The organism is Pseudomonas sp. Z3-6 (genome assembly GCF_051131985.1).
Taxonomy (GTDB): Bacteria; Pseudomonadota; Gammaproteobacteria; order Pseudomonadales; family Pseudomonadaceae; genus Aquipseudomonas; species Aquipseudomonas zanjanensis.
Genome location: NZ_CP071644.1, coordinates 4,172,812 through 4,193,026, shown reverse-complemented (window position 1 = coordinate 4,193,026; position 20,215 = coordinate 4,172,812). Strand labels below are relative to the sequence as shown.

The following is a 20,215-nucleotide window of genomic DNA, read 5'->3' as shown; positions in this document are numbered from 1 at the left end:
CGCCAGGCGTGCCTGTTGCATTCAACCGGGCAGCACTGACAAATCTCTGAGAAGGATCGTATGAAATTTATCTTTGCGCGTGTGGTGGGTGACGTTGTTGCAACCGGCCGTCCGGCCAAGCGCTGCCATGAGCAGCAACAGGGCCGTCTGCTGTCGGCCAGCGTTCGGGTGTCGGAGGGGCGGGTATGAACCAGTCCCTGTCATTTTCGCAAACCTACCCGTTGACGGCCGCCCAGCGAGACATCTGGCTGGAGCAAATGGTCCAGGGCGATTCCCCGTTGTACAACATCGGCGGTTACCTGCACATCGAGGGCGCGGTTGACCCCGAGCGGTTCCAGCAGGCGATCGACTTGCTGGTGCAAAAACATGATGCCCTGCGCACGGTATTGCTCTGTGAAGCTGACGCAGGTGGCGTGCCGATGCAGACGCTGGTCGATACGCTGGTGGTGCAGGTGCCCGTGCATGATTTGTCTGATCAGCCCGATCCGCAGGCATCGGCACAGGCCTGGGTCCAGCAGCGGATGGCGATGGCGTTCCCGCTGGACGGGGGGCCGCTGTTGCGCCTGGCGCTGCTCAAGCTCAATGACGCTTCGTTTTATTTCGTCATCCAGGTGCATCACATTGTCCTGGATGGCTGGAGCATCGGCTTGATGTTCAAGGAACTCGGCGAGCTCTACAGCGCGCTGGAAAGCAACCAGGCGCCAGACGTATCGGCGCCGTCCTACGTGGCGTTCATCGAGGACGATGCCCGCTATCGCGACTCTCCACGGTTTGCCCGTGAACGAGCGTACTGGCTGGAAAAATATCAGGAAGTCCCACCGCCCTTGTTCGTGGCCCGCCACCGTGATCGCTACCCTGGTCGCATGGCCCCCAGTCGCCATGCCGTATGGCCCTACACCCAGGCGCTGAACGAGCGAATCGATGCCTTGGCGCAACTGCACCAGTCGTCCCGCTCGGCTGTGTTGCTGGCTGCGCTGTATGTTTATTTTGCTCGCACCACTGGCCGTGAAGAGCTGGTGATCGGCTTGCCGATCCTGAACCGGTCCAACGCGTCCTTCAAGAAAACCATGGGCATGTTCACCCAGGTGAGCGCCGTGCGGTTGCGCTTTGGCGCCGACCTGTCATTCGGCGAGCTGGTCCACGAGGTGGCGCGCACGCTCAAGCAAGACTATCGCCACCAGCGCTTCCCCCTGAGCGACATGAACCGATCACTGGAGCTGCTGCAGGGTAACCGCGGGCAGTTGTTCGACATATCGTTCTCTTATGAACTGGACGACCACCAATTCATGTTCGGGCAAGCCCCGGCCCGTTCGGTGAAGTACTCGAACGGTCACGAACAGATGCCGTTGGCCATTCACATCCGGAGCAACCCGCACGACGATAACGATTGGTTGCACTGGATCTACAACGCGGCATTTTTCCAGGACGGTGAAATCGAGGCAATGGCCGAGCGCTTCATGCAGGTGCTGGAGCAAGGCTTGAGCAATGACGCATTGCCGATCCGTGGGTTTGTGCTGCCGACGCCGGCCGAAGCCCGCCAGCTACAGGCTTGGAACGCCGACGATGGGCAGCACTATGCGCATGACCGCACGATCCACGGCCTGTTCGAAGCGCAAGCAACCGCGCAGCCCGATGCGGTGGCGGTGGTGCATGAAGACCAGGCATTGACCTACGGCGAGCTCAATACCCGGGCGAACCAGGTTGCCCATCGCCTGCTGGCGCTGGGCGTTCGCCCGGATGATCGGGTGGCGATCTGTGTCGAGCGTGGCCTGGACATGATCGTCGGCTTGTTGGGGATCCTGAAGTCCGGCGCCGGTTACGTGCCGCTGGACCCTGCCTATCCAGCGGAGCGCCTGGCCTTCATGCTCGAGGACAGCACCCCGGTGGCGTTGCTCGCCCAGTCGGCGCTGGAGGCGCAACTGCCGGCGCTGTCTGCCCCGGTGTTATGGCTCGATCAGCCCGCCAGCGCGGGGATCGCCGAGCAATCGTTGCATAACCCCGACGTCGCGGCGCTGACGTCGCACCACCTGGCCTACGTGATCTATACCTCGGGCTCCACCGGCTTGCCCAAGGGCGTGATGGTCGAGCACCGCAACGTCGCGCGGCTGTTCTCGGCGACCCAGCCCTGGTTTGATTTTGGCCCGCAGGATGTGTGGGCGCTGTTCCATTCCTTCGCTTTCGATTTTTCGGTCTGGGAAATCTGGGGGGCGTTGATCCGCGGCGGCCGGTTGTTGGTGGTGCCGCAATGGGTCAGCCGTTCCCCGCAAGACTGCTACGCACTGTTGTGCGAGGCCGGTGTGACGGTACTGAACCAGACGCCAAGCGCCTTCCGGCAATTGATCGCGGCCCAGGGCGAAAGCGACCTGCGCCACAACTTGCGCCAGGTGATTTTTGGCGGGGAAGCGCTGGACACTCGCATTCTCAAGCCGTGGTATGCCCGTGCAACCAATGCCGGGACGCAGTTGGTGAACATGTATGGCATCACCGAAACGACGGTGCACGTGACGTATCGTCCCCTTGAAGCGGCGGACGCTCAGTGGGGAGGGGTCAGCCCGATCGGCAAGCGTATCCCTGATCTGCGCCTGTACCTGCTCGACCCGTACGGCCAGCCCGTGCCGGTGGGCGTGGAAGGCGAGTTGTATGTCGCTGGCGCGGGGGTGGCGCGGGGTTACCTGAACAGGCCCGAACTCAATGACAGCCGTTTCATCGCCGATCCGTTCGACAGCACTGCCGGGGCCCGGATGTATCGCACCGGCGATCTCGGTCGCTGGCAGGAGAACGGTGAGCTGCATTACGTGGGCCGCAACGACGAACAGGTGAAAATCCGTGGCTTCCGTATCGAGCTCGGCGAGATCGAGACGAAGCTGGCGGCATGCGAGGGTGTACGCGAAGCGGTGGTCATCGCCCGTGAAGACACGCCGGGCGACCAACGCCTGGTGGCCTATCTGATCGCCAACGAAGGCGCACAACTGTCGGCGGTCGAACTGCGTTCGCAGCTGCTGGGCTCGTTGACGGACTACATGGTGCCCAGTGCCTTCGTGGTTCTTGAGGCATTCCCGTTGACCACCAACGGCAAGCTCGATCGCAAGGCCCTGCCGGCGCCCGATGCGCAGGCGTATGTCCATCGCATTTTCGAAGCGCCGGTAGGCGACGTGGAAATCACCCTGGCCGGGCTCTGGACTGAACTGCTCGGCGTCGAACAGGTGGGGCGCCATGACCGCTTCTTCGAACTGGGCGGCCACTCGCTGCTGGCGGTCAAGCTGATCGAGCGCATGCGCCAGGTCAATCTGGACACCGATGTGCGGGTGCTGTTCGGCCAGCCAACCCTGGCGACACTGGCGGCCGTCACGGGGACCCGCGGCGGCATCGTCGTACCGGACAACGCCATTGCCCACGATGCCCAGCGCATCACACCGGACATGCTGTCACTGGCAACGCTGACCCAGGGCGAGATCGATCGTATTGTCGCGGCGGTGCCGGGCGGGGTGAGCAACGTCCAGGACATCTACGCGTTGGTGCCGTTGCAGGAGGGCATTCTTTATCATCACCTGGCGACCACCCAGGGCGACCCCTATCTGCTGCAAGCGCTGTTGCGCGTGGGCAGTCGCGAACAGTTGGATGCGTTCGTCCAGGCCTTGCAGGCGGTGATCGAACGGCACGACATCCTGCGTACGTCGGTGATGTGGGAAGACCTCGGTGAGCCGGTGCAGGTAGTCTGGCGCCAGGCTCGGCTGAGGGTGGAAGAACTCGCCTTGAATGCCGCCGATGGCGACATCGCCGAGCAGTTGCGGGTCCGCTTCGATCCTCGTCATACCCGCTTCGACCTGCGCCAGGCGCCGATGATGCGCATCCACGTGGCCGAAGACCTCGCCAATGGCGGTTGGGTCGCGGTGTTGCTGTTTCATCATCTGATCGACGATGCCACGTCCCTGGGCATGCTGGGCAAGGAAATCGAGGCACACCTGGAAAACCGTGCGGGTGAGCTGCCCAGGTCCGTGCCTTATCGCAACTATGTGGCGCAGGTGCGCTTGGGCAGTGATCCTGGCCAACATGAAGCGTTCTTCAGTGAAATGCTCGGTGACGTGGACGAGCCGACGCTGCCGTTCGGCTTGCAGGATGTGCAGGGCGACGGCACCGGTATCGAAGAAGCTTCGCTGGCCCTGGCTGCCGACTTGACCCAGCGCCTGCGCACCCAGGCACGACGCCTGGGGGTTAGCACGGCGAGCCTGCACCATTTGGCCTGGGGCCAGGTGGTGGGGCGTTTGTCCGGTCGACAGGATGTGGTGTTCGGGACGGTGTTGATGGGGCGCCTGCACAGCAGCCAGGATGACGGGCATGCCTTGGGCATGTTCGTGAACACGCTGCCGTTGCGTGTCGAGGCCGGAGGGCAGGGGGTACTGGCTGCGCTGAAAACCACCCACGAGCGCCTGGCGGCGTTGCTCGGCCACGAGCATGCGCCATTGTCCCTGGCGCAGCGTTGCAGCGGGGTCGCCGCACCGACGCCACTGTTCAGCGCATTGCTCAATTACCGGCAGACCGCGGTGGCCGCGCAGGCACCCAAGGACGCCGGTCAGGCGCGAACCTGGGCCGGGGTCGAGATCCTCGGCGGCGAAGAGCGGACCAACTACCCACTGTCGCTGTCGATAGACGATCTGGGCGAGTCGTTCGGGTTGACGGTGCAAGCCGTGGCCGGCATCGGCGCGCAGCGTATTTGCGCCTACATGAATACGGTACTCGAAGCGCTGGCCGATGCCCTCGATCAGACTGTGGACACGCCACTGCATGACCTGGATATTGTCCCCGCTCACGAGCGTCGGCAGTTGGTCGAGGACTTCAATGCCTTTGATACTGCCTACCCGGCGGGTTTGCTGATCCATCAGTTGTTCGAAGCCCAGGTCCAGGCCCGGCCGGATGCTGTGGCGCTGACCTATCAGGACGCGTGCCTGAGCTACGGTGAGCTGAATCGGCTGGCGAACCAGATTGCCCATCGCCTGATCGAACAGGGAATCGGTGCCGATGATCGTGTGGCGATCTGCGTGGACCGCAGCCTGGAAATGGTCGCGGGGCTGGTGGGTATTCTCAAGGCCGGCGCCGCTTATGTGCCCCTGGACCCGGCCTATCCGAGCGAACGCCTGGCCTACATGCTGGAGGACAGTGCGCCCAAGGCACTGCTGACCCAGCGCGATTTGCAGGCGCGCTTCGCGCAACCGAGCGTGCCGGTGTTGCTGCTCGACGCCGAGGAGCGCGATGGTGCCGGCATCAGCGCCCAGCCGCAAACCGATCCGCATGTGAGCGGCCTGGGCCCCGACAACCTGGCGTATGTCATTTATACCTCGGGTTCTACCGGTCAGCCCAAAGGCGTTGCCATGCCGCACCGGGCCCTGGTCAACCTGATGCAGTGGCAAATCGAACAGGCCCGCCAGCAGGGACGCGCGAGCGCCCGCACCTTGCAGTTCGCGGCCCTGGGCTTTGACGTTGCCTTCCAGGAGATGTTCAGCACCCTGTGCGCCGGTGGCGAATTGTCGTTGATCCATGCCGATGTCCGGCTGAATTTCCACCGTTTGTTCCAGCACATCGGCGAACAGCGCATCGAGCGCCTCTACCTGCCCTGTGTCGCCTTGCAGGCGTTGGCCGAAGCGGTGGTGGGCGACGGTGAGCGCGGGCCGCTGGCCTGTCCACTGCTGGATGTCATCACCGCGGGCGAGCAACTGCGCATCACGCCACAGATCCGTGAGTTTTTCGCCCGCCTGGAGGGCTGCCGCCTGCACAACCACTACGGGCCGACCGAGTCCCACGTCGCCACCGCGCTGACCTTGCCGGACGATGTCGGCGCCTGGCCTACGCTGCCGGCCATCGGGCACCCGGTGGCCAACACGCGCATCTATCTGCTGGACGAACACCTGCGTCCGGTTCCGGCCGGCGTGGCGGGCGAGATCCACATCGGCGGCGTGTGCGTTGCCCGTGGCTACCTGAACCGCGACGACCTCAGCGGCGAGCGTTTCATCCGCGATCCGTTTGCGGTGGGTGGCCAGGCGCGCCTGTACAAGACCGGTGACCTGGGACGCTACCAGCCCGACGGTTGCATTGAATACCTGGGGCGCAACGACGATCAGATCAAGATCCGCGGTTTCCGTGTCGAACTGGGAGAAGTCGAGGCCAGGCTTTGCCAGCAGGCCGGGATCAAGGAGGCGGCGGTCATCGCCCGTGAAGACAGCCCTGGCGACAAACGCCTGGTGGCGTATTTCACGCCTGCGGTCGCGGATCTTTGGCCCGACGCCGATTCGCTGCGCGCCCATCTGCAAGCACTGTTGCCGGACTATATGGTCCCGGCGGCCTATGTGCGCCTGGAAAAACTACCCCTGTCGCCCAACGGCAAACTGGACCGACGGGCGCTGCCGGCACCCGAGGCGGACGCCTTTGCCAGTCGGGCCTATGAAGCACCGCTGGGTGAGGTGGAGACCGTGTTGGCGCGGCTGTGGACCGAGGTCCTCGGCGTGGAGCGGGTGGGCCGCCATGACCACTTCTTCGAGCTGGGCGGGCATTCACTGTTGGCCGTGAAGCTGATCGAAGGCATGCGCCAGGCCGGCCTGAGCGCCGATGTGCGCGTCTTGTTCGGTCAGCCGACCCTGGCGGCCCTGGCCGCGGCGGTCGGCGGTCGCGCTGACATCGTGGTGCCGGCCAATGGCATCGTCGCCGGTTGCCAGCGGATCACGCCGGCCATGCTGCCGCTGGTGTCGCTGGACCAGCCCGCCATCGACCGGATTGTCGCCACGGTGCCCGGCGGAGTCGCCAACGTACAGGACATCTATCCGCTGGCCCCGCTGCAAGAGGGGATTCTCTACCACCACATTGCCGCGCAAGCGGGCGACCCGTACTTGCTGCAAGCCACGTTTGCCCTGGACAGCCGTGCCCGGCTCGATGGGTTCGTCCAAGCGTTGCAGGCGGTGATCGATCGGCACGACATCCTCCGGACCGCCGTGCTTTGGGAAGGCTTCGACCAGCCCTTGCAAGTGGTTTTGCGCCGTACCGAGCTGCTGCTCGAAGAACCGCTGCTGGACCCGGCCCAGGGCGACATCGCCACGCAACTACAAGCGCTTTTCGACCCTCGGCATTGTCGCCTGGATTTAGGCAAGGCGCCGCTGATGCGCCTGGCGTGTGCCTGGGACAGTGCCCAGCAGCGCTGGGTGGCGATCCTGCTGTTCCATCACATCGCCCTGGACCATACGGCCCTGGACGTGATGCAGGACGAAATGCTGGCGTGCCTCAACGGTGAGGGCGAACGCCTGGACGCCGCCATGCCGTACCGCAATTATGTGGCGCAGACCCTGCTGGGCGTCAGCCGCGAGCAACACGAAGGTTTCTTCCGCGACATGCTCGGTGATGTCGAGGAGCCGACGTTGCCGTTCGGGCTGCGTGAAGTACAGGGCGACGGCCGCGGCGTCGACGAGGCCAAGCTGAACCTCGATAGCGCATTGAGCCTGCGCCTGCGCCAGCAGGCGCGCCAGTTGGGCGTGAGCCCGGCGGCCCTGCATCACCTGGCGTGGGCCAGGGTTCTTGGATGCTTGTCCGGGCGCGAAGATGTGGTCTTCGGCACCGTGTTGTTGGGCCGCATGCAGAGCGGCGAGGGCTCTGACCGTGCGCTGGGCATGTTCATCAATACCTTGCCGCTGCGGGTGAAAGTGGGCGCCGAGGACGTACGCACGGGCGTCAAGGCGACCCATGAGCGCCTGACCGCGTTGCTCGGTCATGAACACGCCTCGCTGGCGCTGGCCCAGCGCTGCAGCGGCGTGCCGGCTGCGTTGCCGTTGTTCAGCGCCTTGCTGAACTACCGCCACAGCCCGCTCCAGGACAACGACGGCATCGAGCGTTGGGCGGGGGCGCAGGTGCTGGCGGTCATGGAACGGACCAATTATCCGTGCATGTTGTCGGTCGATGACCAGGGCGAAGGCTTCTTGTTGACTGTGCAGACCGCTGGCGCCGTCGATGCCCGGCAGGTCGGCGCCTACATGGAGACAGCCCTGGCGAGCCTGGTGGAGGCGCTGGAATTCGCGCCTCGGGCACCGGTCAACGGGCTGGATATCCTGCCGGGTGACGAGCGTTGGCAGTTGTTGCGGGATTTCAACGCCACCGAGGCTGACTATCCGCGCAAGCAGACGATCCATGGGTTGTTCGAAGCGCAGGTCCAGCGTACGCCGGATGCCGTGGCGGTGGTTCGTGGCGAGCGGCGCCTGACTTATCGCGAGTTGAACGAACGGGCCAACCGCCTGGCCCATCACCTGCGCAAGCAGGGCGTGGAGCCGGATTCGCGGGTGGCGATCTGTGTCGAGCGTGGCATCGACATGGTGGTGGGACTGCTGGCGATCCTCAAGGCCGGCGGTGGTTATGTGCCGCTGGATCCGGCGTATCCGCTGGATCGGATTGCCTACATGTTGGAAGACAGCGCGCCAGCAGCGGTGTTGGCGCAGACGGCGACCCTTGAATTGCTGGCAGGCGCATCGATGCCAGTGGTCGATCTGGACAGCGGGCTGTGGCAGGACGAGTCCGTCCAGAATCCCGAGGTCGCCGAGCTGACGTCCTCGCACCTGGCTTACGTGATTTACACCTCGGGTTCGACCGGCCTGCCTAAAGGCGTGATGATCGAACACCGCAACACGGTGAACTTCCTCACTTGGGCCCATCGTTCGTTCGACTCAAAGATATTGTCGAAAACCTTGTTCTCGACCTCGCTGAACTTCGACTTGGCCGTCTACGAGTGCTTCGCGCCGCTGACCTCCGGCGGCAGCATCGACGTGGTCACTAATGTGCTGGAACTGCAACAGGGCGAACACGACATTACCCTGGTCAATACCGTGCCCTCGGCGCTCAAGGCGCTGCTGGAATCGGGCGGATTGGGCGAGGGCGTCGACACGGTGAACGTGGCCGGTGAAGCCTTGAAGCGTAGCCTGGTGGAGACGTTGTTCGAGCAGACCCAGGTCAAGCGCCTGTGCAACCTCTACGGCCCTTCGGAAACCACGACGTATTCGAGTTGGGTGTCGATGGCCCGCGAAGACGGGTTTGCCGCGCACATCGGCAAACCGGTGGCCAATACCCAGTTCTATCTGCTGGATGAACACAAACAACCGGTGCCACTGGGCGTTCCGGGCGAAATCTACATCGGTGGCGCTGGGGTCGCTCGCGGTTATCTCAATCGTGACGACCTCACGGCCGAGCGTTTCCTGAAAGACCCGTTCAGCACGGCTCCAAACGCTCGCATGTATCGCACCGGCGACCTGGGCCGCTACCTGCCGGACGGCAACATCGAATACCTGGGCCGCAACGACGATCAGGTCAAGATCCGTGGTTTCCGCATCGAGTTGGGCGAGATTGAAGCCAAGCTCGCCCGCCACGAAGCGCTTAAAGAAACCGTGGTCCTGGCCCGCGAAGACATACCGGGGGACAAGCGCCTGGTGGCCTATTTCACCCAACACTCGCCGGACGAAGCCGTCGACATCGAAACCCTGCGCGCTCACCTGCAAACACAACTGCCTGACTACATGGTACCCATGGCCTACGTCCGACTGGACGCACTGCCCCTGACACCGAACGGCAAACTCGACCGCAAGGTCCTGCCGGCACCGGACCTCGATGCCGTCATCTCCCGAGGCTACGAAGCCCCACAAGGCGAAACCGAAACCGTCCTGGCGCAAATCTGGCAGGACCTGCTGGGCCTGGAGCAAGTCGGTCGCCACGACCATTTCTTCGAACTGGGCGGGCATTCGCTACTGGCCGTCAGCCTGATCGAGCGGATGCGCCAGGCCGGGCTGAGCGCCGACGTGCGCGTGCTGTTCAATCAACCGACCCTGGCTGCGCTGGCCGCCGCGGTGGGTGATGACGGTGATGAAGTCGACGTCCCGGCCAACCTGATTCCACTGGGTTGCACCCACATTACTCCGGCGATGCTGCCGCTGGCCGCGTTGAGCCAGGAGGCCATCGACCGCATCGTGGCGGCCGTACCGGGTGGTGCGCGCAATGTGCAGGATATTTATCCGTTGGCGCCATTGCAGGAGGGCATTCTCTACCATCACCTGTCGGCCGGGCAGGGCGATCCCTATGTCTTGCAGGCACAGTTTGCCTTTGACAGTCGTGACCGCCTCGACGCTTTCACCCAGGCCCTGCAGGGGGTGATCGACCGCCATGACATCCTGCGCACCGCCATGGCCTGGGAAGGCCTGGACGCGCCAGTGCAGGTGGTCTGGCGCAAGGCATCGCTGGGCGTGGAGCAAGTGCTCCTCGGTACCGGGGGTGGCGACATCGCCGGTCAATTGAAGGCGCGTTTTGACGCCAGCCAGCATCGCCTGGATATCCGTGAGGCGCCGTTGATGTGCATCCGGTTTGCCGAGGATGTGCTCAACCAGCGTTGGGTGGCGAGCTTGCTGTTCCACCACATGGCGCTGGACCATACGGCGCTGGACGTGGTGCGACACGAGATGCAGGCGCACCTGCTGGGCCAGGCCGGCCAGTTGGGCGAGGCGGTGCCGTATCGCAACTACGTGGCCCAGGCCTGCCTGGGCGTGAGCCGTGAAGCGCACGAGGCTTTTTTCCGCGACATGCTCGGTGCCATCGACGAGCCGACGCTGCCGTTCGGCCTGCAGGATGTACGCGGCGATGGCAGCCATGTCGAGGAAGCCCGGCAGGGTCTCGCGACTGATTTGAGCCGACGCCTGCGCACCCAGGCCCGCCGCCTGGGGGTGAGCGCGGCGGCCTTGCATCACTTGGCCTGGGCCCAGGTATTGGGCCGGGTCTCGGGGCGCGACGAGGTGGTGTTTGGCACGGTGCTGATGGGACGAATGCAGGGCGGCGAAGGCGCCGACCGGGCCTTGGGGATGTTCATCAACACCTTGCCGATTGGCGTGCAGGTCGGTGGGCAAAGCGTGCGCGACGGTGTCCTGGCGACCCACGCACGGCTGTCCGGCCTGTTGGGCCATGAACACGCCTCCCTGGCGTTGGCCCAGCGTTGCAGTGGCGTCATGGCACCGACGCCGCTGTTCAGTGCGTTGCTCAACTACCGCCATTCGGTCGCCGAGCCCATTGCGTTGCAAGCGTCGTCAGCCTGGCAAGGGATCGAGACCCTGGGCGGCGAAGAACGCACCAATTATCCGCTGACGATGAGCGTCGATGACCTGGGGGAAGATTTCAGCCTGACGGCGCAAGTCGAGCCCCGGATCGGTGCGCAACGCGTCTGTGGCTATCTGCAGGTGGCGTTGGAAAACCTGGTTGATGCGTTGGAGCATGCGCCGCAGGCGCCATTGCACAGCCTGGCAATATTGCCGTCGGTCGAACGCGAGCAATTACTTGAAAGCTGGAATGAGACGGAGGCGGTGTATGCCCATGACGCCTTGATTCATGGGCAGTTCGAGGCCAAGGCCTCGGCGCAGCCTGACGCGGTGGCAGTGACATTCGAAGATCGGACGCTGACCTACGGCGAACTCAACGCTCGAGCGAACCAGGTCGCCCATCGTCTGTTGTCCCTGGGTATTCGCCCGGATGACCGGGTGGCGATTTGCGTCGAACGTGGCCTGGACATGATCGTTGGCCTGCTGGGCATCCTCAAGGCCGGTGCAGGGTATGTGCCGTTGGACCCGGCCTATCCGGCCGAACGCATCGCCTACATGCTCGAGGACAGCGCTCCCGTGGCAATCGTGGTACACGCCGCAACCCGGGACCTGCTGGCCGAGGAGGCGGTGCGCGTCATCGACCTCGACAGCCCGACGCTACACAGCCAGGCCGTGGCCAATCCTCAAGTACCAGGCCTGACTTCGTCGCACCTGGCCTACGTGATCTACACCTCCGGCTCCACCGGATTGCCCAAGGGCGTGATGGTCGAGCACCGCAACGTCGCACGGCTGTTTTCCGCGACCCAGCCATGGTTCGAGTTTGGCCCGCAGGATGTGTGGGCGCTGTTCCATTCCTTCGCCTTCGATTTCTCGGTCTGGGAAATCTGGGGCGCATTGACCCATGGCGGCCGCTTGCTGGTGGTGCCGCAACTGGTCAGCCGTTCACCGCAAGACTGCTATGCCTTGTTGTGCGAAGCAGGGGTGAGCGTTCTCAACCAGACGCCGAGCGCCTTCCGCCAGTTGATCGCGGCCCAGGGTGAAAGCGACCTGCAGCACAGCCTGCGCCAGGTGATCTTCGGTGGCGAAGCCCTGGAAACCGGCATCCTCAAGCCGTGGTATGCCCGCGAGGGCAATGCCCGGACGCAACTGGTCAATATGTACGGCATCACCGAAACGACGGTGCACGTGACGTACCGTCCGCTCGAAGCGGCCGACGCGCAGTTGGCCGGTGTCAGCCCGATCGGCAAGCGCATTCCCGACCTGCAACTGTACGTCCTCGACGCCCAGCGCGAGCCGGTACCGGTGGGCGTGGTCGGCGAAATGTATGTGGGCGGCGCGGGTGTCAGTCGCGGCTACTTGAACCGTGACGAACTGACTGCCGAGCGTTTCCTCGCCAACCCGTTCAGCGCCGAGCCGAACGCGCGGATGTACAAGACCGGTGACCTGGGGCGCTGGCTGGCGGACGGCAGCATCGAATACCTGGGCCGCAATGACGACCAGATGAAGATTCGTGGTTTCCGTATCGAGTTGGGCGAGATCGAAGCGGCGTTGGCGGCTTGCGAGGGGGTCAGCGAGGCGGTGGTGATTGCCCGTGAAGACGAGCCGGGCGACAAGCGTCTGGTCGCTTACGTGATTGCCAACGAAGACGTGCAACTGTCGGCCGCCAAGCTGCGCACTGAATTGTTGGGTTCGCTCGCGGAATACATGGTACCGAGCGCCTTCGTGACATTGGCCTCGTTCCCGCTGACCACCAACGGCAAGCTCGACCGCAAGGCGCTGCCGGCACCGGATCAGTCGTCGGTAGCGACTCGCGAATACGAAGCCCCGCAAGGCGAGGCCGAGACCGTCATCGCCGCGATCTGGCAAGACCTGCTGGACCTGGAACGAATCGGTCGTCACGACAACTTTTTCGAGCTGGGCGGCCACTCGCTGTTGGCCGTAAAAATGATCGAGCGCATGCGCCACGCTGGCTTGAGTGCTGACGTGCGGGTGCTGTTCAGTCAGCCAACGCTGGCCGCGCTGGCTGCTTCGGTCGGCGGGCACACCGAAGTCGTGGTACCGGCCAATGGCATCCCGGATGGCTGCACACGGATTACCCCGGGCATGTTGCCGCTGGCCGAGCTGTCTCAGGATGAGATTGAGCACATTGTCGCGACAGTGCCCGGTGGCGCGGCGAACGTTCAGGACATCTACGCCCTGGCGCCTCTTCAAGAAGGGATTTTGTACCATCACCTCGCCGCTGCCCAGGGCGACCCCTACCTGCAGTATGTGATGTTCGCCTTCGACAGCTTCAGCCGTCTGGACGATTTCACCCAGGCGTTGCAGGCTGTCATCGCCCGTCACGATATTCTGCGCACGGGCGTGCTCTGGGAAGGCCTGGCCGAACCCGTTCAGGTGGTCTGGCGTGAAGCCCGGCTGGCAGTCGAGGCGGTGACGCTGGACCCGGTGGCCGGCGATATCGCCACGCAACTGCATGAGTGTTTCGACCCCCGGCACTATCGCCTGGACATCCGTCAGGCACCGTTGATGCGGGTCGCTTATACGCAAGACACGGTGAACCAGCGCTGGGTGGGCATCCTGCTGTTCCACCACCTGGTGGACGATGCCACGTCGCTGGCGGTGCTGTCGGCCGAAATCGAGGCGCACATGCTCGGTCAGGCGCAACGCTTGCCGGCCTCGGTGCCGTACCGCAACTACGTGGCCCAGGCCCGGTTGGGGGTGAGTCGTGAGGCCCACGAACAGTTTTTCCGCGACATGCTCGGCGACATTGACGAGCCGACGCTGCCGTTCGGCTTGCAGGATGTGCAAGGCGATGGTAGCGGCATCGAGGAGATCCGCCAGGACGTCGAGGTGGACCTGAGTCGCCGGTTGCGGGCCCAGGCGCGTCAACTCGGTGTGAGCGCGGCGAGCCTGTACCACCTGGTCTGGGCGCAGGTGCTGGGTCAGGTAGCCGGTCGCGAAGACGTGGTGTTCGGCACGGTGCTCATGGGCCGGATGCAGGGCGGCGAGGGGGCCGACCGTGCGCTGGGGATGTTCATCAATACCTTGCCGTTGCGAGTGAGCCTGGGACAAACCAGTGTTCATGCCGCTGTGAAAGCAACCCATGCACGGCTGACTGAGTTGCTGGGCCACGAGCACGCCTCGTTGGTGCTGGCGCAACGCTGCAGTGGCGTGGAGGCGCCGACGCCGTTGTTCAGTGCCTTGCTCAACTATCGCCACATTGGCTCGACGACCTCGACCGAGGCATTGTCGGCCTGGAACGGTATCCAGGTGCTCGGTGGCGAAGAGCGGACCAACTACCCGTTGACATTGTCGGTGGATGACCTGGGCGAAGCATTCAGCTTCACCGTCATGACCCCGGCACGGATCGGCGCCCAGCGCCTTTGTGGTTACGTGCAGCGAACGCTGGAGGGGCTGATCCAGATGTTGGAGCAGACGCCGGAGGCGCCGCTGCATCGGCTGTCGATCCTGCCCGCTTCGGAGTATGAGCAACTACTGGTGGCGTTCAACGTCACGCAGTCGGATTACCCGCTGGAACAGACGATTCATGGGTTGTTCGAGGCGCAGGTGCAGCGTACGCCGGATGCGGTGGCGGTGATTCGCGGCGAGCAGCGCCTGACTTATCGCGAGTTGAACGAGCGGGCTAACCGCCTGGCCCATTACCTGCGCAAGCAGGGTGTACAACCGGATTCGCGAGTGGCGATCTGCGTCGAGCGCGGTATCGACATGGTCGTGGGGCTGTTGGCGATCCTCAAGGCCGGTGGTGGTTATGTGCCGCTGGACCCGGCGTATCCGTTGGATCGGATTGCCTACATGTTGGAAGACAGTGCGCCAGCAGCGGTGTTGGCGCAGGCTGCAACGGTCGGGTTGTTGGCCGGTGCTTCGATGCCAGTGATCGATTTGGACAGCGAGCTGTGGCAGGACGAGTCCGTCCGGAATCCGGAGGTTGCCGAGCTGACCTCCTCGCACCTGGCCTATGTCATCTACACCTCGGGTTCGACCGGCCTGCCCAAGGGCGTGATGATCGAACACCGCAACACGGTGAACTTCCTCACTTGGGCCCATCGTTCGTTCGACTCAAAGATATTGTCGAAAACCTTGTTCTCGACCTCGCTGAACTTCGACCTGGCCGTCTATGAGTGCTTCGCGCCGCTGACCTCCGGCGGCAGCATCGACGTAGTCACTAATGTGCTGGAACTGCAACAGGGCGAGCACGACATTACCCTAGTCAATACCGTGCCCTCGGCGCTCAAGGCGCTGCTGGAATCGGGCGGATTGGGCGAGGGCGTCGACACGGTGAACGTGGCCGGTGAAGCCTTGAAGCGCAGCCTGGTGGAAACGTTGTTCGAGCAGACCCAGGTCAAGCGCCTGTGCAACCTCTACGGCCCGTCGGAGACCACGACGTATTCGAGTTGGGTGTCGATGGCCCGCGAAGACGGCTTTGCCGCGCACATCGGCAAACCGGTGGCGAACACCCAGTTCTATCTGCTGGATGAACACAAACAACCGGTGCCATTGGGCGTACTGGGGGAAATCTACATCGGTGGCGCTGGGGTCGCTCGCGGTTATCTCAATCGTGACGACCTCACGGCCGAGCGTTTCCTGAAAGACCCGTTCAGCACGGCTCCAAACGCCCGCATGTATCGCACTGGCGACTTGGGTCGCTACCTGCCGGACGGCAACATCGAATACCTGGGCCGCAACGACGACCAAGTGAAGATCCGTGGTTTCCGCATCGAGTTGGGGGAGATCGAAGCCAAGCTCGCCCGCCACGAAGCGCTGAAAGAAACCGTAGTCCTGGCCCGCGAAGACATACCGGGCGACAAGCGCCTGGTGGCCTATTTCACCCAACAGTCGCCGGACGAAGCCGTCGACATCGAAACCCTGCGCACGCACCTGCAAACACAACTGCCTGACTACATGGTACCCATGGCCTACGTCCGACTGGACGCACTGCCCCTGACACCGAACGGCAAACTCGACCGCAAGGTCCTGCCGGCACCGGACCTCGATGCCGTCATCTCCCGAGGCTACGAAGCCCCACAAGGCGAAACCGAAACCGTCCTGGCGCAAATCTGGCAGGACCTGCTGGGCCTGGAGCAAGTCGGTCGCCACGACCATTTCTTCGAACTGGGCGGGCATTCGCTACTGGCCGTCAGCCTGATCGAGCGGATGCGCCAGGCCGGGCTGAGCGCCGACGTGCGCGTACTATTCGGCCAACCCACCCTCGCGGCGTTGGCCGCAGCAGTGGGCAAGGGGCGCGAAGTCGTCGTGCCGGCCAACCGGATCCCGCGCGACTGCGCGACGATCACCCCCGATATGCTGCCACTGGTTATCCTTGACCAGGAAACCATCGACCGCATCGTGTCGACGGTACCGGGTGGTGTGCGCAACGTGCAGGATATCTATCCGCTGGCACCGTCGCAGGAAGGCATCCTCTATCACCACCTTTCAGCCGAACAGGGCGATCCCTATGTGTTGCAGGCTCGGTTTGCCTTGCAGGGCAGGCAGCGTCTCGACGATTTCGTCCAGGCCCTGCAAGGTGTCATCGACCGCCATGACATCCTGCGTACCGCCATGCTGTGGCAAGGCCTCGACGCGCCTCTGCAAGTGGTCTGGCGTGAAGCCCGGCTGGGGCTGGAGGAACTCGTCCTGGATCCGCAAGCCGGGGATATCATTCAGCAGCTACATAGCCGTTTCGACGCCAGGCGCTATGCCCTGGACATTACCCAGGCGCCGCTGATCCGTCTGGCATTTGCGGAGGACAAACCCAACCAGCGCTGGGTCGCGATGTTGCTGTTTCACCACATGGCCCTCGATCACACGGCGCTGGAAGTGGTGCGAAACGAAATGCAGGCGAACCTGCTGGGCCAGGCCGATCAGTTGGGCGAGGCGGTGCCGTATCGCAACTATGTGGCCCAAGCCTGCCTGGGCGTCAGCCGTGAAGAGCACGAGGCGTTTTTCCGCGATATGCTCGGTGACATCGACGAGCCGACGCTGCCGTTCGGCTTGCAGGATGTCCAGGGCGATGGCTCTGATATCGAGGAAGCCAGGCTGGTCCTCGACAGCGGTCTGAGCCGTCGCCTGCGTCGCCTGGCGCGTCAGTCGGGCGTGGGCGCTGCCAGCTTGCACCATTTGGCTTGGGCTCAGGTGTTGGGGCGTGTCTCGGGTAAGAACGATGTGGTGTTCGGTACGGTGCTGATGGGCCGGATGCAGGGCGGCGAAGGTGCCGACCATGCCTTGGGCATGTTCATCAACACCTTGCCGCTGCGCGTCGCTGTCGATGACCGGGACGTCAAGGCCGGCTTGAAGGCGGTCCACGGGCGATTGACTGCATTGCTGGGGCATGAGCATGCCTCGTTGGCATTGGCCCAGCGCTGCAGCGCGGTCAGTGCACCCACACCCTTGTTCAGTGCCTTGTTGAACTACCGTCACTCCAGCGAACAGCCCGGGTCGGAAGATGCCCTGTCGGCTTGGCAGGGCATCGAGACCCTGGGCAGCGAAGAGCGCACCAATTACCCGCTGACGCTGTCGGTAGACGATTTGGGTGAAGATTTCGCCCTGACCGTTCTTGCCGTCGCCGGCGTTGGCGCCGGGCGGGTCTGCGGCTACATGAATGCCGCGCTGCAAAGCCTTGCCACGGCATTGGAATCCAGCTACGCATCACCACTGTACAGTCTGGATATATTGCCGTCAGCCGAGCGCCAGCAACTGCTGACAGGCTTCAACACGACCACTTGCGGCTATCCGCGCGATAGCACCGTTCACGCCGTGTTCCAGGCGCAGGTCCTCGCCCGTCCAGATGCCACGGCCGCGGTACAGGGCGCGCAAGGCCTGACTTACCGCGAACTCAATGCCAGGGCGAACCGCCTGGCTCATCATTTGATCGAACTGGGCGTACAACCGGGCCAGCACATAGCGATCCTGTTGGAGCGTTCGCTTGACCTGCTGGTCAGCCAGTTGGCTGTCCTCAAGTGCGCGGCGGTCTATGTGCCACTGGACATCAACGCGCCAACGGAACGTCAGCAGTTTATGGTGCGCGACAGCGGCGCGGGCGTGGTACTGACCGTCAGTGGCAAAACGCTGGAGCCTGGCACTCGGCGTGTGGACTTGGACAGGGTCGCCCTCGACAGCCTGCCAGCCCATGACCCGCAACTGCCACAGTCGAGCGAAATGCCGGCCTACATCATGTACACCTCTGGCTCCACCGGCACGCCGAAAGGCGTGCTGGTGCCACACCGGGCGATCAATCGGTTGGTGATCAACAACGGCTATGCCGATTTCAACGCCCGGGACCGGGTCGCCTTCGCCTCCAACCCGGCCTTCGACGCCAGTACCCTGGATGTCTGGGCGCCGTTGCTCAACGGCGGTTGCGTGGTGGTGGTCGAGCAGGAGGTGTTGCTGTCCCAGGAACGTTTTGCCGCGCTATTGGCCGAGCAGTCGGTCAGCGTGTTGTGGATGACGGCCGGTCTGTTCCATCAATACGCTTCGGGACTGACGGATGTTTTCCGGGAATTGCGCTATCTGATCGTAGGTGGCGATGTACTCGACCCGGCGGTCATCGATCATGTCCTGAAAGAAGGGGCACCGGCTCATCTGCTCAATGGCTACGGCCCGACGGAAGCCACGACGTTCTCCACCACCCACGAAATCAAGACCGTGGGCGCGGGCAGCATCCCGATCGGTCGGCCGCTCGGCAACACCCGGGTCTACATATTGGATGCATACCAGCAGCCAGTGCCCATCGGCGTGGCGGGCGAGTTGTACATTGGTGGCGATGGCATCGCAAAAGGTTATCTGAACCGCCCCGAACTGACCGTTGAGAAGTTCGTCGCCGATCCGTTCAGTGCCGATCCGGATGCCTTGCTGTACCGCACCGGCGACCTGGCGCGCTGGTTGCCGGAGGGTACGGTCGAGTACCTGGGGCGTAACGACGACCAGGTGAAGATCCGTGGTTTCCGCATCGAGCCGGGCGAAATCGAAGCCAGGCTCGCCAAGCATGACGACGTCAAGGATGCTGTGGTCCTGGTGCGCGAAGACGTCCCGGGCGAGAAGACCCTGGTGGCATACTTCACGCTGCGCGAGCAGAGCGAGGCTACGGATATCCAGGCCCTGCGCGCGCATCTGCAAGCGCAGTTGCCGGACTACATGGTCCCGGCGGCTTATGTGCGCCTTGATGTATTGCCGTTGACCGCGAACGGCAAAGTGGATCGCAAGGTACTGCCTGCACCGGATGTGCATGCGCTCGTTACCCGTGACTATGAAGCCCCGCAAGGCGAAGTCGAAGCGACGCTGGCGTTGCTGTGGGCAGAGCTGCTCGATGTGGCGCGGGTCGGTCGCCACGATCACTTCTTCGAACTGGGCGGCCATTCGCTGTTGGCGGTCAAGCTGATCGAGAAGATGCGTCAGCTCGGCTTGAGCGCCGATGTGCGGGTGCTGTTCAGCCAGCCGACCCTCGCGGCGCTGGCCGCGGCGGTGGGCGGCGGTAGCGAGGTGCACGTCCCGGCGAACCTGATTGTCGCGGGCTGCGCACGGATCACCCCGGCCATGTTGCCATTGATGGATCTCGATCAGGAGGCGATTGACCGGATCGTGGCGACGGTACCGGGCGGTGTTGGCAACGTGCAGGACATCTATCCGCTGGCGCCCTTGCAGGAAGGCATTCTCTATCATCACTTGGTCGCCGGGCAGGGCGATCCCTATGTCTTGCAGGCGTCGTTCGAGTTGCAGAGTCGAGAGCGGCTGACGGCGTTCGTGGATGCCTTGCAACACGTCATCGACCGGCATGACATCCTGCGCACCAGCGTGGTGTGGCAAGGCTTCGACTCGCCGATACAAGTGGTGTGGCGCGAGGCGAAACTGCACCTGGAGGAGGTCGCCCTTGACGGCGCCGCAGGCGATGTCGCCGCCTGGTTGCAGAGCCGTTTCGACCCGCGGCATTACCGCCTGGATATCACTCAGGCGCCGATGATGCGGCTGGCCTTCGCCGAAGATGTGTCCAACCAGCGCTGGGTGGCGGTGCTGTTGTTTCACCATATGGCGCTGGATCACACCGCCATGGAGGTGGTGCAGCACGAAATGCAGGCACACCTGCTGGGTGAGGCGGATCAATTGAGTGCCGC

At 63.7% G+C, this 20,215-nt stretch carries 2 protein-coding genes (1 of these 2 cut by a window edge); both read left to right on the top strand.

Features of this window, described 5'->3' with window-relative positions; all coding sequences use genetic code 11:
* The first annotated feature begins 60 nt into the window (after positions 1 to 60).
* Positions 61 to 189 (top strand): hypothetical protein, encoded by a 129-nt coding sequence (locus J3P88_RS18210; RefSeq protein WP_434570767.1) that lies wholly within the window; start codon positions 61 to 63, stop codon positions 187 to 189.
* Positions 186 to 20,215 carry the 5' portion of a non-ribosomal peptide synthase/polyketide synthase gene (locus J3P88_RS18205; RefSeq protein WP_434570766.1) on the top strand. 9,091 nt of this gene lie beyond the right edge of the window, so only the first 20,030 of its 29,121 coding nucleotides appear in the window; the start codon lies at positions 186 to 188; the stop codon falls past the right edge of the window. Before J3P88_RS18210 ends, J3P88_RS18205 begins: the two co-directional genes overlap by 4 nt.

Coding starts and splice junctions, on each gene's coding strand:
- J3P88_RS18210 (WP_434570767.1), top strand. CDS start 61: ATGAAATTTATCTTTGCGCGTGTGGTGGGTGACGTTGTTGCAACCGGC.